The sequence below is a fragment of the Psychrobacter pulmonis genome (genome assembly GCF_904846465.1).
Lineage (GTDB): Bacteria > Pseudomonadota > Gammaproteobacteria > Pseudomonadales > Moraxellaceae > Psychrobacter > Psychrobacter faecalis.
Map to the genome: position 1 here is coordinate 728,024 of NZ_CAJHAT010000001.1, position 15,282 is coordinate 743,305.

Below are 15,282 nucleotides of genomic sequence, written 5' to 3' on the forward strand. Positions count from 1 at the left end.
TGGGTTTTTAACTCGGTCTTTTATTTTTTATATGATTAACCGCTAAATAATAACAGCCAAATAACAGTAAGGAGGTAGCTAAGATGGGACAACTAGAAGATATGGCGATGTTTGTGCGTATTGTCGAGGCGGGTAGCATTACTAAGGCTGCCGAGCAACTTAATATTGCTAAATCAGCAGTAAGCCGCCGACTCAAGGATTTAGAGACGCGTTTGGGCAGTCAACTGATTAGCCGTACCACGCGCCAATCAAACTTAACCCAAGCTGGCGAGCAATATTACCAAAAGGTAAGTAATATCCTCAGCGAAGTGGACGCGCTAAACGAGGAAACCAGTGGCGCGCCGACACGTATCGAGGGCACCTTAAAAATGACTGCACCTTTGTCATTTGGCTTGATGCACTTAAACGATGTCATCGATGAATATGCCAATCAGCACCCCAATCTGAACTTTGAATTAAACTTTTCTGACCGCCATACCGATTTGGTCGAAGAAGGCTTTGAATTAGCGATTCGGATTAGAGAGCTGCAAGATTCAAGTTATCAAGCCAAACGTCTGGCGCTGATTCGTTATACCTTATGTGCAAGTCCTGAATATCTGACTAGAATAGGCACGCCAAAAACCATAGAAGATTTGGCCAAGCATGCGTTTTTACAATACGGTCTGAGTAAATCTAGCACGATAGAGCTGATAGACGAGCAAGGCAAAAAACATCAAGTCGCTATCAATTCAAAAATAAAAGTCAATAACGGCGATTTTTTGCGCGATATGGCGGTAAAGGGACACGGTATTGCTTTTTTGCCCAATTTCATCACTTATAAAACCCTAGCCAGTGGTAAGCTGGTGCCCATTATGCAGCAGTACCAACTGCCCACTTTAAACGCTTATGCGGTCTACCCGAAAAATCGCTTTTTGTCGCAGCGCTGTCGCTATCTCATTGATTTTATTGCCGAGCGTTTTGGTGATGACCCTTATTGGGATAAATTCTAATAAAACCAATTTGGCACACTGAGCAGTTTTTTTAAGTCGCTATAAATTCTAAAACTACACTGCTAGTATGATTTTAAGTTATCCATCAGTCATAAGGAGATGCGACATGGATTTATAGTCAATCCTACTTAAAAATGTTATAAACTAATTAACAAATTCAATTGTTATTATAAAGACCATGACTTACTCACTAGATTTCCGCAAACAAGTACTAAAAAGCTTAGACGAGGGTATGACCTTTGCCGAGGCAGCTAAATTCTATAACCTCAGCCCAACCACCATACAAAACTGGAAGAGACGTGTTCATAGTAAAACAACCAGGCAAACCAAACCCTATAAAATACCAGATGACGTGCTACTCAATGATGTCAAAGAACATCCTGATGATTATCAGTACGAGCGAGCACGTCGTTTGAACTGTAGTAAAACAGGCATTCATCATGCCCTAAAGCGCCTAGGCATCAGTCAAAAAAAAGACTTTAGAACATCCAAAAGCCTGTCCGATCAAAAGAGCGGCGTATCAGAATAAGCTTGAGCACTTTAAGCAGCAAGGCTATCCCATCGTTTTATAAGGCAGGGGTTTTTAGTATATCTATAAGCTTTTAATAGCGCTGCAAACGTGCCTTTTAAATGTTAAGTGCTAAATTTAAAATATAAAAAAAAGCCTTACTTCTTATAAGAAGTAAGGCTTTAGTGCTTTTGCAAGCTATATTTGGAGCGGGATAAGAGATTCGAACTCTCGACCCCAACCTTGGCAAGGTTGTGCTCTACCACTGAGCTAATCCCGCTAAATATCAAATCGTAATATTGTTAACAACGACTACGTCTCGATAGGCTGGCTATTTTAGCAAATATTCTGTAGGTGTCAATAGCTTTTTTCAATTTTTTAGCCTGTAACTGAAGCTTTGAGTGGTTTTCAAGGCAAGAAAACATATATATTATTGATTTCAATTACTATTTTCATTCCTAATAATAACGCTATAAATTTAAAATATTTAGAAATCGTAGCAAATTTTATGACGCCTACTATAAACGCGTAGCAAACTTGCACTTAACGTATTTACAATCCTACTGCCTATTGTTACTTTTTCTGTCTAGGTTTTCACTTGCCAACATTATTATACTTATGCCTAACGATAGATAGTTGCGGTAGAGCTTTATCGTTTCGGTAGATCAGCAGGCATGACAAGTTTTTAATCAGTTAACCTTTTTTAATAAAAAACCATCTTTACCGCGACCCTTTTAATTTCAATATTGTTTAATTTTTTTATATATTTACAGCGAGGACGTTTTATGAAGAAGCTATTTACCACCACCATCATGGCGGCATCTTTGTCGGCATTGACCCTGACTGGTTGCTCAAGTACCACCAGTACCGGCGCTGTCGGCGTTGACCGTCAGCAGTTGCTTTTGGTTTCTAGCGAGCAAGTACAGCAACTATCAGCGCAAAGCTACAATAAGAATATTCAAGAAGCACGCGCACGCGGTTTGCTTGATACCAATAAGGCCCAGCTCAATCGTTTAAAAAATATCTCTAACCGTTTGATTGGCCAAGTGGGCGTTTATCGTCCTGACGCAGCGAAATGGAAGTGGGAAGTTCACACCATTAAGTCTAACGATTTGAACGCCTTTGTGATGCCAGGTGGTAAGATTATGTTTTACACCGGTATCATTGATCGCTTAAATCTTAGCGATGACGAAATCGCCGCTATTATGGGTCATGAGATGTCTCATGCCCTACGTGAGCATTCACGCGAGCGCTTATCGCGTCAATATGCCACGCAAACGGGTATCGGTGTCGCAGCCAGTATTTTTGGTCTATCGCAAGGTCAGGCTGAGCTTGCTAACGTTGCAGGAGACTTAGGTTTAAGCCGTCCGCACAGCCGCACGCAAGAAGCAGAAGCTGACCAAATCGGTCTTGAGCTGATGGCACGTGCAGGTTACAACCCGCAAGCCGCGATTACCTTGTGGCAAAAAATGCAACGCGCCAGTCAAGGTGAGCCACCACAATTTTTGAGTACTCACCCAACCAGCAGCAACCGAATTGCGCAATTGCAATCATTGATGCCTAAGGTAATGCCGTTATATCAAAAAGCACGTCGTTAAAATTTAATGGCAAATGGTATTCATAGTAAATAGCAATAGACGACAATAATGGACGATAAAAGCAGAGCGTAATAAGGTTGCGCTCTGCTTTTTTATGCGTATCAATAATCCGCTCTTTACTGATATAGATGGCTTTGTAGAGCCTTGCAGTATAAATATCAGGGTCTGCTATAATAAGTACCATCAGCCAATTAAAAGGCCAAGTATTAAAATGACGAGGATAACTATGACAACAAATACGCCGACTGCAGACGCCCTAAATAATGAACTACAAGCCCTGCAAGCACAGCATATTGAACTGGTGAATGAATCAATGAACCATGCCGGTTATTTTGACGGCAAAGAAAGTCACTTTAAACTGACGATTGTCAGCGATGCCTTTGAAGGCAAACGCTTGGTGGCGCGTCATCAGCTCGTGTACAATCTAGCAAATCCACTTTTGACCTCACAAGGTGGTCAAATCCACGCTTTGGCTATCCATGCTTATACGCCAACAGAATGGCAAGGCCAAAGCCCTGACAGCCCATTATGCGCAGGGCGAAATAAAAGTTAGTCTCAAAAATTAGTCTTAACGCTATTCCCAAATAACATAGATAAGCTGGCAAACGGCACCTTTAAAGGAAACCCTATCCAATGAAACATCTACATATGCTCATGGCCGTCTTGTTGATTGCGCTGTTTTTATACCAAAGCTATGTGGTACTAAGCGCAAACAAAAAGCCACCATTTGCGGTAAAAATATCGACCCATATTCTCTATGCCGTCATTATTATCTCAGGGGCTGGCATGCTGGTACAACTTATGAGTGTCAATGCGCCAGTACAGTGGGTATTTGCTAAAGTTATCTTATTGGTTGCCGCACTCAGTGCCAGTATTAAAGCCTTTAATGATAAAGCCACGCCTAGTCAAAGAAAAACCGGCATTCTTATCGCGGGTATTGCCTATGTTGGTATCTTGGTACTCGCCTTTACCAAGCCGGGTAATTTGTTTTAGTCGGGACTAAAAGACATATTTTTTCAATATCTTAATCGCTATTTTTTTGCTATCTTAAATAGATATCAACCTCCCAACGTCGCCTTATGGAGCCATTATGAAAACTCTTACTGCAGCAACACTACTCGCCACAGCTGGCGTTTTTGCTCTCTCAGGCTGCGCCTCAACAGGTAATATTACTCCGCAATACGTACCACCAAGCACCTACCAAAGTTATGACTGCCAAGCACTAAGCCAAGAATATAGCCGTGTTAATCGCTATGTCAATGCAGCGCGCAATGAGCAATCTACCATAGCCGCCTCAGGTGTCGGCGTTGGGGTTTCCGCTGGACGTTGGGGTATCTCACCTAATATCAGCTTTGGCGTGGGTAAAAGTAATAATACCAAAGCCCGTGATGCCAAATTATCGCGACTTTATGGTGAGCGTGATGCCATTATCCAATCGGCTCGTATACAGCGCTGTAGCTTTGCCAATGGTATTAAGATTTATGGTGAGTAATCATTCATACCTGTTTCATAGCTTTGAAAGTCTCTTACAAAAAAAGCCAATACGCGATAAGCATATTGGCTTTTTGGTTTGTAATCATGACGAGCAGTAACTCAGTCTGAGATTAAGAATTTAAGCTTCTTACCCACTGTACGATTTGAGCGCTTGGTAAGGCTCCAGACTGGCGCGCAATTTCTTTGCCGTTTTTGAAGGCCACCATCGTCGGCAAGCTACGGATATTATAAGGTGCCGCCGCTTGCTCATATTTATCGGTTTGTATTTTAGCAAACACCACTTGTGGTAGCTGACTGGCTGCGGCTTTAAACTGCGGAGCCATCATTAGACACGGCTGACACCAGCTCGCCCAAAAATCAACGATGGTCAATACCTCATTTTTTTGAATAACTTTGCTAACCGTTTGCGCATTGAGTTCATGTGGAGTGGCCGTTAATAATGGCTGACCACATTTGCCACAGTTTGGTGCGGCATTAAGGCGCGCTGCAGGTACCCGATTGGTGACACTGCAATGCGGACAGACTAGATGAGAGTTTTGCTCACTCATGATACAACTCCTTTAGAAATAACAGCGGCGGGCGTCTTAGTAACGCTCTTATAAATAGACTAGCATCAAGATAACCGTTGCACGTATTGTGCTTGCGTAACTTTTTGCTTAATTGTATTTATCTACTTCTTGCCAGTTTTTTTTGTTTATCTAAATATAATTGACGCTTAAAGCGCATTAAGTGGCACTTTTAGATAACGGGTGCCATTGTCTTCGGGTTCTGGAAAATGACCGGCATCGATATTGAGTTGTACTGACGGGATAATCAAGCGCGGCATCTCTAGCGTGGCATCGCGGCGCTCGCGCATCTCGACAAACTCGGCTTCATTGATGCCCTCTTTGACATGGATATTACCGAGCTTTTGCGCAGCTACCGTCGTGGTTGGACAATGCTTGCGACCTTGACTCGGATAATCATGGCACAGATATATGATGGTTTCGTCAGGCAGTGCGAGCAATTTTTGGATAGACTGATACAGGGTTTTGGCGTCGCCTCCGGGGAAGTCACAGCGCGCTGTACCAACATCGGGAGCAAATAGCGTATCACCGACAAAGACCACGGTTTTTTCATCATCATTGGCAAGATACGCCATATCCGCGCGGGTGTGACCAGGCACATACATAGCAGTAATCGTAATACCGCCAAGCTTCAAGGTCTCGCCTTCATCGGTCAAGATATCAAACTGACTGGCATCGGTACGAAAACTGCTATCAAAGTTAAACATTTGCTTAAATATTTTTTGCACTTCGGTGATATATTGCCCGATGACCAGTTTACCGCCAAGCTCATCTTTTACATGGATAGCAGCTGATATATGGTCGGCATGAGCATGGGTTTCTATAATATAAACCAGCGTCCAGCCCTGCTCTCGAACGAACGCTATCACTTCATCTACACTCGCGGTATCCGTATGTCCGGATTTGGCATCAAAATCCAGTACAGGATCGATGATGGCACACACTTGCTGTTGCACATCCGCGAGTACGTGAGTGTAAGTCTCTGTGTCGCTATGTAAGAAAGAATGAACTTGCATGGCTACCTCTTTACTTGTATAGGAATGTTTTAGTTTTTAAGATATTGTTCCGTATAATGGGCATTTATTTATGGTATTTGCTGCTGATCTATAGTATCTATCCCTAGTGCGACTTGTATTTCCTATGCTTCTGCCTATCACTACCAGCACTATAGCAATCATTATACATTTTATCAATTTATATAATGTAAATAATGATAACTTGCTATAAATCGCAATATCATTGATAATTAACTATATATATCCATAACTTATCTAGAAACTCTGCTTTTTCCATTTATATCTTTTATAAGGAGCTCGCTCTGACTACTTCAACTTCAGCATTGAGCACAACTACCAATACCACTAGCACGCCTACATCTGCCAGCGTCGCAGACTTTGCGCCCAAAGACCTTGCTGAGCAAATGCAACAAGCTTCCATGCAAGCCAGCCAGTTATTAAAATCGCTCTCACATCCTGATCGCTTATTACTTTTATGTCAGTTGACCCAAGGCGAATACTGTGTCAGTGAGCTTGAGGGCTTGGTCGGTGTCGGTCAGCCAAGTTTATCGCAGCAGCTAGGTATCTTGCGTAAAGACGAGCTGGTCACTACTCGCCGTGAAGGTAAGCAAATCTACTATAGTATCGCAAGTGAGGACGCATTATCGGTATTGCAGTTATTATATGAGCGCTTTTGTGCCAAAACAGACGCCTAACTGCGCGTTTGGTTTTTAACTATTTTTAACTTTCTTATCGTGATGACATATCGCCATGCCTTCTATCGCTGCTCGTCTGATTCCTACTTGGTTACGTCAGTATCAGCTGTCTGCCCTGCCGACTGACATCATCGCGGGCTTAGTCGTTGGCGTGCTTGTCATTCCGCAAAGCCTAGGCTATGCGGTGCTAGCAGGGTTGCCGCCGGTCTATGGACTCTATGCGGCCATTGTACCCGTGCTGGTATATGCTTGGATAGGCTCGAGCAATGTCCAAGCCGTAGGGCCTGTCGCCATTACAGCGATTATGACAGCCAGTAGTTTGCACCCTTATGCCAATGATGGCACGCAGCAATATATATTAATGGCCAGTTTACTGTCTTTGATGGTTGGCACGATGTTATGGCTGGCGGGAAGGCTGAAGCTTGGCTGGATTATGCAGTTTATCAGTCGCGGCGTATCGGCAGGCTTTATCAGTGGCGCGGCGGTATTGATTTTTGTCAGTCAGCTTAAGTATCTGACGGGGATTCCTATTGCAGGTAATGGCCTTATCGGTTATTTATCGAGTATGCAGATGTATGGCCACCAGCTGCATCCGCTAACCTTGATCATCGGCGTGATTGCATTTACGCTATTATTTGCTAATCGCTATGCGAGTAAATGGGTCTGGCGCTCTTGGTTGTCAGCCTCTTATGCAAAATGGGCTGAGCGTCTATTTCCGCTTATTTTGCTTGCTCTTGCCATTATATTAAGTATGAGTTTGCATTGGACAACGCACGGCGTAGCGACAATTGGTACTATTCCGCAAGGGCTGCCTAGCTTTACCCTGCCGTACTTGCCAGATTTTCATGAAGCGCTCAATCTATTACCGAGCGCCGGTTTAATGGCGTTGATTATCTTTGTTTCAAGCAGCTCAGTAGCCAGCAACTATGCACGCCTGCGCGGTGAAACCTTTGATGCCAATCGTGAGTTAACCGGACTGGGTCTGGCCAATATGGCTGGAGGCTTTTTTCAGAGCTTTACCATTGCTGGCGGCTTTTCACGTACGGCGATTAATGCCGACTCAGGCGCCAAAACGCCAGTCGCAAGTCTGGTCACTGTGTTGGTTATGATTGCGGCGTTAATCGCTTTTGGTCATTTATTAGCGCCTCTGCCCTACGCCCTCTTGGGCGCGACTATTATGACGTCAATTATCGGTCTCATTGATATGGCGACTTTAAGGTCAGCATGGCAACGCGACCGCTTAGATGCGGCGAGCTTTTTGGCGGCATTTATCGGGGTGCTGATATTTGGGTTAAATACTGGCTTAGTCATCGGTTTGATGGTGTCGTTTGCTAGCCTTATTTGGCAATCAAGCAAACCGCATGTCGCAGTCGTCGGTCAGCTAGCGGGTACAGGACATTTTCGTAATATCAATCGTCATGATGTGGTGACCTTTAGCAATTTATTGATGCTGCGTATCGATGAGAGCTTGTTTTTTGGCAATAGTGAATCCGTGCATCGCAGCGTCATACAAGCGACGCGGCAGTACCCCGATGCGCATGAGGTTATCCTGATTATGTCAGCGGTCAATCATATTGACTTGACCGGACAAGAGATGCTTATCAGCCTCAATCAAGAGCTATTGAATCAAAAAAAGCACTTAAGCTTTAGCTTTATTAAGGGACCGGTGATGGATATTATCGAGCATACACCAGTCATAACCCATCTATCAGGGCAGGTTTATTTAAGCACCATGGATGCGGTCAATGCGCTAAAAGATAATTAGCTTATAGCTAATCAATTTTTCGCTTAAATTTAATCCTGACAGAAAGTGCTTTTGAGAAAACATCAGTGACAAAATATAGCTATGATGACCACTTTGTTATGCTAGATTGTAATAAGCCATTAAAATTTACAGAATCTAGAAATAGACAAAACCTTACGCCATTTAATATACGCGACCGAAAAACTTATGACCGATGATTTAACCATTTATAAGCAAATTTACCCAAGCCAATGCGTCAAGATTGCTGAGCTTGGCTACCGCTCTGTGCTCAATATTCGACCTGATGCTGAGACAGAGACGCAGCCTAATAGCTGTGACTTTACCAGTGCAACGGCAAAGGCCAACCTTAACTATCAGCATTTACCGTTCGATGATGAGCGTTTAAGCATGGCGACTGTCGAGCAGTTTGCCGCCTTTTATCGCAGCATGCCAAAACCCATCCTGATGTTTTGCGGTACGGGTGCACGCGCCAAATTGCTCTATCAAAGTGCACTGATGCAAGGTTTACTATAGAAAGCAGATAGGCTTTATTGAAATATTTTAATCCAAGCGCAAAATTTTCGTTTTTACGCTAAAAAATAAAAAGGAGCTCTTATGAGCCATGAAGTAAGTTTTACCGGACAAATCACCCCTGATCAAGTACCTATGATTGCTGAAAATGGTTTTAAGACCATTATTAACAATCGTCCAGATGGTGAAGAACCAAACCAACCAACCAGTGCTGAGATTGAAGCTGCCGCTAAAAAAGCAGGTCTTGCTTATAAAGAAGTGTCTTTCGCCGGTAGCGAGCTCAATCAAAACCATGTTGAAGAATTTGCTGACTTTTTTAACCAAGCTGAGCAGCCTATACTGATTTTTTGCCGTACCGGTAACCGCTCAACGGGTATCTATGAAGCAGCAAAGCGTATGGATTTGTTAGACGATTAATGATGTCCTGAATAAAATTGTAGTTGCTTAAAAAAACAAAACCCCTAAAACCTTAGTAGATTTTAGGGGTTTAAAACTTTAATAAAAGCTAAAGCAAAACTTTACTGCATCACCAAGTATTCAAACGCTGATAATGCGGCTTTTGAACCTTCGCCCATGGCAATGTTAATTTGCTTAAATGGTACAGTGGTCACGTCACCACAAGCAAAGATACCTTTGCGGTCGGTGCGACAGCGCTCGTCAATCTCAATCTCGCCAAAGCGGTTTAAATCAACAAAGCCTTTGACAAACTCAGTATTTGGTACCAAACCAATTTGCACAAACACCGCTGACGTATCTAGCTCTTTGGTTTCGCTGCTGCTACGATCTTGATAAACAAGCGAAGTCACTTTACCATCTTGCGCTTTAATCTCTTGCGTTGCAGCACTAGTAATAATATCAATATTACTCTTCTCTTTGGCTTTATTAATCAGTACTTGGTCCGCCTTTAAATCATCGGCAAATTCAAGGACGGTCACGTGTTTAACAATACCTGCCAAGTCTAGCGCTGCCTCGATACCTGAGTTACCTCCGCCAACGACCGCAATATCCCTACCTTTAAAGAATGGACCATCACAGTGCGCACAGTAGGCTACGCCTTGACCCACGTTTTCATCTTCACCGGGAACACCAAGCTTACGCCACTGGGCTCCGGTCGCTAAGATGATACTGCGCGTCTCAAACGTCTCACCAGTATTGAGATGAATACGGTAGTTTTCTTCTTCAGTTTCACTGATTTCTTTGACGCTGACATGCTCTTTGAGCGTAATGTCATATTCGTGCAAATGTTTTTCAAAGTTCGCTGACAGCTCACTACCGGTTGTTAAAGGCACAGAAATTAAGTTCTCGATATCTTGCGTGTCTTTCACTTGTCCACCGATTCGGTCGGCGACCATAGTAACTTTTAGGCCTTTACGCGCGGTATAAATCGCCGCCGCCACACCAGCAGGGCCTGCACCGATAATCGTTACGTCTTGCTGCTCTAACTGCTCAGCGTCATCAGCCACTTCGCTCAATAAATCAGGGAACTGCTCTTGTAACTTCTCAATCAATTTAGCCGTATCGATTTTACCATTAGCAAAAGGTTTACCATTTAAAAATACCGCTGGTACACCTTGGATATTATTGGCTTCGACTTGCTCTTGAAACAAGGCACCATCAATCATCTCATTACTGATGTCATCGTTGAGCAGCGCAAATTGGTTCAGCGCTTGCACCACATCCGGACAGCTGTGGCAAGACAGAGAGACATAAGTCTGAAACTGTAGCGGCTTATTAAAGCGCTTAATCAGCTTTTGAATCCCTTCATCCAGTTTTAAGGTATGACCGCCCGCTTGCAAAATCGCCAAAATCAACGAGGTAAACTCATGGCCACCCGGAATACCGCTAAAAACGATCCCCGTATCGGTCAATGCATTATCAATATGACTGACGACTTTAAAGCTAATCGGACTTGGTAAGCTGTTATCAGTTGCTGTTGCATCAAAATTGATCTTATCTGTGGTGCCAGCGATTTTAGTCAAAAAATCAATCAGCTCAGCACGTTTGCTATGTTCGCCGCTACCCAATACAAAGGTAATGGGGCGGGTCATGTTTTCACTATAGCTTTTGACTGCGTCTAATAAACCTTGATCTATCATGTTTGTTCCTCATTATTATCAGATATGTAACGTCAGCTATATCGCTGCACATTTGAATAGGGTTTGGTGACAAGCTAAGTATCTGATTTAAAAAGCCATAAATACTTGGCTTACCACCTTTGATACGTCTATTATCAAGGCTTTGGACGTACCACGCAAGCCGATAAACTCAAACTTTATGTTTAATAAAACAAATCATATATAGATATTACTATTTAATTTTAAAACCACCAATCAAAGAAAATCCATGACAGTCATGGTATCGGGTAAATTTTTTCGCTACAATCAGATGAGGCGAATAAGAAACACTCTTATTTACCGGTCGGCAGATTGACTGCTAGTTGTCGTTAACAAACGCCCTTTCTGCTGCGCACAAGCCTGTTCAAAACTGAGCTGAATTGCGATTTGGCTTGGTAAGACTGAAGTCTCACAATCATATAAATTCATCAGAGCACTCTTAACTAAAATGCGCTATGGCTTTACTAAGCCTGCGCTTCATAACAAGGATGACAACATGAGAAAGACTGATACATGGCAAGACAACAGAGATATTATTTGCGAACTTAAGCAAAAAGACAGCTACTTTGCGACCATTTTTGATGAGCATACCAAGCTTGATCAGCAAATCAACCAGCTAGATAAGGATTTGGTGACGCACGCCAGCTGTGACGAAGAAATAGAAAAAATGAAAAAGCGCAAGCTGCACTTAAAAGATGAGATTTATAAAATAATCGATAAAAATAAACTCAATTCTGCGGTGTAAACGCTTTAGTTTATAACGCTAACTGATTCAATAGCGGCTTGGTGCGATGCTTACTTGCTTATCGAACCAAGCCGCTATTTTTTGCCGCGACTTTTATTGGACTTAAATCAATATAAGTCAATAAACGCTCGATGAGCATTGGCTAAATTAACTATGTACTTAATGAAGCACTCATCTACTCACTTTATCCACCGACAATCTCGCCGCCATTTACATGGATAACCTGTCCTGTAACGTAGCTTGCGTCGTCACTGGCCAAGTATAAATAAGCAGGCGCGACCTCGTTTGGCTGACCGGCGCGGCCCATCGGCGTGCTTTGACCGAACTTCTCTATCTCATCAGGGGTAAATGACGCCACAATAAGCGGCGTCCAAATAGGACCGGGTGCGACGCCATTGACGCGGATACCTTTATCCTGACTCATTAAATTATTGGCTAAAGCACGGGTGAAAGATAAAATCGCGCCCTTAGTGGCGGCATAATCAATCAGATGGTCACTGCCGCGATAAGCGGTGATAGAGGTGGTATTGATAATCGAGCTACCCCCTGGCATATGTGGTAAGGCAAATTTACTCAACCAAAAGTGCGGATAAAAATTGGTATGAATGGTTTTATCAAATTGCGCACTACTGATATCGGTGAGCGATTCTTGCTCAACCTGCATCCCAGCGTTATTGACTAAAATATCAATTTTGCCGAACTCAGCGATGGCAGTATCGATTAGCTTTTGACAGTTAGCTTCTTCTGATAAATCTGACGCCACCAGTAAGCAGCGCTGCTGGTAAGATTCTACGTGCTTTTTGGTCATCTTGGCATCGTCATCTTCACATAGGTAGCTGACCACTACGTCCGCGCCTTCTTTGGCAAATAATATTGCTACTGCTTGCCCAATCCCGCTATCAGCGCCAGTGATAATAGCAACTTTCCCAGCAAGCTTGCCATTTGGATATTCTTTTGGCAGCACCTTAGGGCTTGGGTGCTGCTCTTGCTGCGAGCCTGGTAGCGATTGTTCTTGTTTCGGAAATTCTTTAGCAGATGATTTATCGTTACTCATAATATCCTCTTTTCATTACCGATTTATATAATAGGTTAAATGTAAAACCATTTCTGTGCGACTGGGATGAGTGTTTCGTCGCCTCTATTGTGATGGCAGCAAGCAAAGAACATTCAACCTGATCGCAAGTAATCAAATTATTGATGTATCGTTTTTACTAATGACGCTTATAATGCTACTTAAATGGATGTTGAAGTAGATATCTTTAAATCATAAGCATTCTGTGATAAAAATCGAATGAACTTAGGTGACAATCTGTAGACAGCCTGTAATCTTGTCCTAACACTATCTATCTCTAAATATCTGCCTATAAAAAATAGACAAAAAAACGCCCCATCAATCAAAGCCAATGGGGCGTTCTTAAGTCATTATTTAATAGCGTTTTCTTTTAAAAACGAAAACTTACTATTAAATTTTATACTTATCTTTTCGCTAGTCTAAATAGTCAGTTATCTAAGTATATCCTTAGATTTTACCAACTAGATCTAGGCTTGGTTTAAGGGTGTCTTGACCTTGTTCCCAAGCTGCTGGGCAAACTTCGCCGTCGTTATCACGAACGTACTGTGCCGCTTTTACTTTACGTAGCATGTCTTTTGCACTACGGCCAATACCACCTGCATGGATTTCAGCGACTTGGATTTTACCGTCTGGGTCTACTAAGAAAGTACCACGCTCTGCCAAACCGGCTTCTTCGATCATGACATTAAAGCCACGAGTGATACGGCCAGTTGGGTCACCGATCATTGGATAAGTGACTTTGCCGATAGCGTCTGAAGAATCATGCCATGCTTTGTGAGTGAAATGTGTGTCAGTTGATACTGAGTACACTTCTACGCCTAGGCCTTTAAGCTCTTCGTAATGGGCTGCCATGTCTTCAAGTTCAGTTGGGCAAACAAAGGTAAAGTCAGCTGGGTAAAATAGGAAGATGGCCCAACTGCCTTTTACGTCTTCTGAAGTGATGGTTTTGAACTCACCATTTACAAACGCTTCTGCTGAAAACTCTGGAATTTCTTGATTGATAATTGACGCCATGATTGGCTCCTTTTTTGATTGATTGTTGTTAAGTTAATTGTGTTTATGGCTGTAGGTTTTGATTAACCCACTCATTAACTGGGTTACAAGACAAACTATACGCGAATTCTATGGTTAATCCAGTTAAAAGTTTTTAATGTGATGTTTTGTTTTATTAAACTTGTTAAACTATTCTAACGGCTTTTTTTATACGAACATCGGCATTAAATTGCTATAGTACACAAGATAAACGCCCAAAACAAATGGCGTCCAAAACCCATTAATAGAGAGGTTTTATGATTACTTTACGTCAACTTGAGTTTGCCTTAGCAGTTGCCAAACATCGTCATTTTAAACGGGCAGCAGAAGACTGTAATATTTCACAATCAGCACTGAGTTTAGGTATCGCCGAGTTAGAAAAACAATTAGATACGCAGATTTTTGAGCGTAATAATAAGCAAGTTTTGATTACGCCTATCGGTGAAGATATCTTGACGCGGGCGCAGCGTATATTTTCTGAAGTCAATGATTTGACTACGCGTGCGCACAGCCATCAATCACCGCTTGCGTACCCGATGACGGTTGGTATCATTCCGACGATTGCCCCTTATCTGCTGCCAAAAGTCCTACCTGCGCTGCGCAAACACTACCCTGAATTTCGCATGACCGTTATCGAGCAGCAAACCGAACGTTTGCTTGAGCAAGTGCGCTATGGTCATATTGATACCGCCATTATTGCATTGCCTTATGCGGTCGATGGTTTGCATACCTTTGAGTTTTGGGCGGAAGATTTCTTTGCTGTCTTTCCACGGGATGACGTCCATGCCAAGCTTGAAAAAATTAATGCCGATGAGCTAGCAACGGCCAATCTGATGTTACTTGGCGAAGGCCATTGTCTGACCGATCAAACTTTAACCGTCTGTCATTTCGACCGCGCGCAAATGAAATCAAGCTTTTCTGATGCCAGCTTAAACACCCTAATACAAATGGCGCTTGCCAATATGGGCACGACCTTGGTGCCAGAGATGGCGCTCGATCAGCTGCATTTGCAAAACCAAAATGCGGTCGCAGTGCCATTAGCAGAAAAAGGGCCACATCGTCATATCGCTTTTGTCACCCGCTTAAACTATGCCCGCGTTGATGATGTTAATTTGCTTGGGCAATTATTTAAACAAGCATTTGAAGAGGCAGATCATAAAAAATAAATGACCGGTGGT

General features: G+C 42.8%; 17 protein-coding genes and 1 tRNA gene. 12 read left to right on the plus strand and 6 right to left on the minus strand.

Annotated features, from left to right (window positions below):
- Positions 1–83 precede the first annotated feature (83 nt).
- Complete coding sequence (locus tag JMX70_RS03115; RefSeq protein ID WP_144296697.1) at positions 84–989, plus strand: LysR family transcriptional regulator; 906 nt, start codon at positions 84–86, stop codon at positions 987–989.
- 178 nt (positions 990–1,167) lie between these two features.
- Positions 1,168–1,518, plus strand: a complete 351-nt coding sequence (locus JMX70_RS03120; protein WP_192529622.1) for an IS630 transposase-related protein — start codon at positions 1,168–1,170, stop codon at positions 1,516–1,518.
- Positions 1,519–1,702: 184 nt separating this feature from the next.
- On the opposite strand, the gene JMX70_RS03125 is transcribed toward JMX70_RS03120, so the two are convergent.
- Positions 1,703–1,777, minus strand: a tRNA-Gly gene (locus JMX70_RS03125).
- Between the two features lie 505 nt (positions 1,778–2,282).
- On the opposite strand from JMX70_RS03125, the gene JMX70_RS03130 reads away from it, so the two are divergent.
- From JMX70_RS03130 to JMX70_RS03145, 4 genes are all read left to right on the plus strand, one after another.
- Entirely contained in the window at positions 2,283–3,095 is an 813-nt protein-coding gene (locus JMX70_RS03130) for a M48 family metallopeptidase (RefSeq protein WP_068407582.1), read from the plus strand.
- Between the two features lie 226 nt (positions 3,096–3,321).
- Positions 3,322–3,648 carry a BolA family protein gene (locus JMX70_RS03135; protein WP_404814800.1) on the plus strand — a complete coding sequence of 109 codons (327 nt, stop codon included), beginning with the start codon at positions 3,322–3,324 and terminating at the stop codon, positions 3,646–3,648.
- 80 nt (positions 3,649–3,728) lie between these two features.
- Positions 3,729–4,088 (plus strand): SirB2 family protein, encoded by a 360-nt coding sequence (locus JMX70_RS03140; protein ID WP_068407573.1) that lies wholly within the window; start codon positions 3,729–3,731, stop codon positions 4,086–4,088.
- A 97-nt stretch (positions 4,089–4,185) separates the two neighbouring features.
- Positions 4,186–4,587, plus strand: coding sequence for a hypothetical protein (locus tag JMX70_RS03145; protein ID WP_144296702.1), 402 nt, complete (start codon positions 4,186–4,188; stop codon positions 4,585–4,587).
- Positions 4,588–4,699: 112 nt separating this feature from the next.
- Here JMX70_RS03145 and trxA read toward each other — a convergent pair whose 3' ends face one another.
- Together trxA and JMX70_RS03155 are read right to left on the minus strand one after the other, a co-directional pair.
- Complete coding sequence (gene trxA, locus JMX70_RS03150; RefSeq protein WP_201589442.1) at positions 4,700–5,137, minus strand: thioredoxin; 438 nt, start codon at positions 5,135–5,137, stop codon at positions 4,700–4,702.
- A gap of 167 nt (positions 5,138–5,304) precedes the next feature.
- Positions 5,305–6,171, minus strand: coding sequence for an MBL fold metallo-hydrolase (locus JMX70_RS03155; RefSeq protein WP_201589445.1), 867 nt, complete (start codon positions 6,169–6,171; stop codon positions 5,305–5,307).
- A 323-nt stretch (positions 6,172–6,494) separates the two neighbouring features.
- Between JMX70_RS03155 and JMX70_RS03160 the strand changes: the two genes are divergently transcribed.
- From JMX70_RS03160 to JMX70_RS03175, 4 genes are all read left to right on the plus strand, one after another.
- On the plus strand, positions 6,495–6,866 hold the full coding sequence (locus tag JMX70_RS03160; RefSeq protein WP_320158245.1) for an ArsR/SmtB family transcription factor: 372 nt from the start codon (positions 6,495–6,497) through the stop codon (positions 6,864–6,866).
- Between the two features lie 55 nt (positions 6,867–6,921).
- On the plus strand, positions 6,922–8,631 hold the full coding sequence (locus JMX70_RS03165; protein ID WP_144296705.1) for a SulP family inorganic anion transporter: 1,710 nt from the start codon (positions 6,922–6,924) through the stop codon (positions 8,629–8,631).
- A 186-nt stretch (positions 8,632–8,817) separates the two neighbouring features.
- Positions 8,818–9,144, plus strand: a complete 327-nt coding sequence (locus JMX70_RS03170) for a beta-lactamase hydrolase domain-containing protein (RefSeq protein WP_200661803.1) — start codon at positions 8,818–8,820, stop codon at positions 9,142–9,144.
- Positions 9,145–9,225: 81 nt separating this feature from the next.
- Positions 9,226–9,558, plus strand: coding sequence for a TIGR01244 family sulfur transferase (locus JMX70_RS03175; RefSeq protein WP_201589447.1), 333 nt, complete (start codon positions 9,226–9,228; stop codon positions 9,556–9,558).
- Between the two features lie 101 nt (positions 9,559–9,659).
- On the opposite strand, the gene ahpF is transcribed toward JMX70_RS03175, so the two are convergent.
- A complete protein-coding gene (gene ahpF / locus JMX70_RS03180; RefSeq protein ID WP_201589449.1) occupies positions 9,660–11,237 on the minus strand; it encodes an alkyl hydroperoxide reductase subunit F in 1,578 nt (525 codons plus the stop codon).
- Positions 11,238–11,751: 514 nt separating this feature from the next.
- Here ahpF and JMX70_RS03185 point away from each other — a divergent pair.
- Positions 11,752–12,000, plus strand: coding sequence for a YdcH family protein (locus tag JMX70_RS03185; protein WP_144296708.1), 249 nt, complete (start codon positions 11,752–11,754; stop codon positions 11,998–12,000).
- 184 nt (positions 12,001–12,184) lie between these two features.
- On the opposite strand, the gene JMX70_RS03190 is transcribed toward JMX70_RS03185, so the two are convergent.
- Both JMX70_RS03190 and ahpC read right to left on the minus strand, forming a co-directional pair.
- Positions 12,185–13,054, minus strand: coding sequence for a glucose 1-dehydrogenase (locus JMX70_RS03190; RefSeq protein WP_191690340.1), 870 nt, complete (start codon positions 13,052–13,054; stop codon positions 12,185–12,187).
- A 465-nt stretch (positions 13,055–13,519) separates the two neighbouring features.
- The gene (gene ahpC, locus JMX70_RS03195; RefSeq protein WP_201589451.1) at positions 13,520–14,086 is read right to left on the minus strand and encodes an alkyl hydroperoxide reductase subunit C; all 567 of its coding nucleotides are present in this window, start codon (positions 14,084–14,086) and stop codon (positions 13,520–13,522) included.
- Positions 14,087–14,361: 275 nt separating this feature from the next.
- On the opposite strand from ahpC, the gene JMX70_RS03200 reads away from it, so the two are divergent.
- Positions 14,362–15,270 (plus strand): hydrogen peroxide-inducible genes activator, encoded by a 909-nt coding sequence (locus tag JMX70_RS03200; RefSeq protein ID WP_201589453.1) that lies wholly within the window; start codon positions 14,362–14,364, stop codon positions 15,268–15,270.
- Positions 15,271–15,282: the final 12 nt, after the last annotated feature.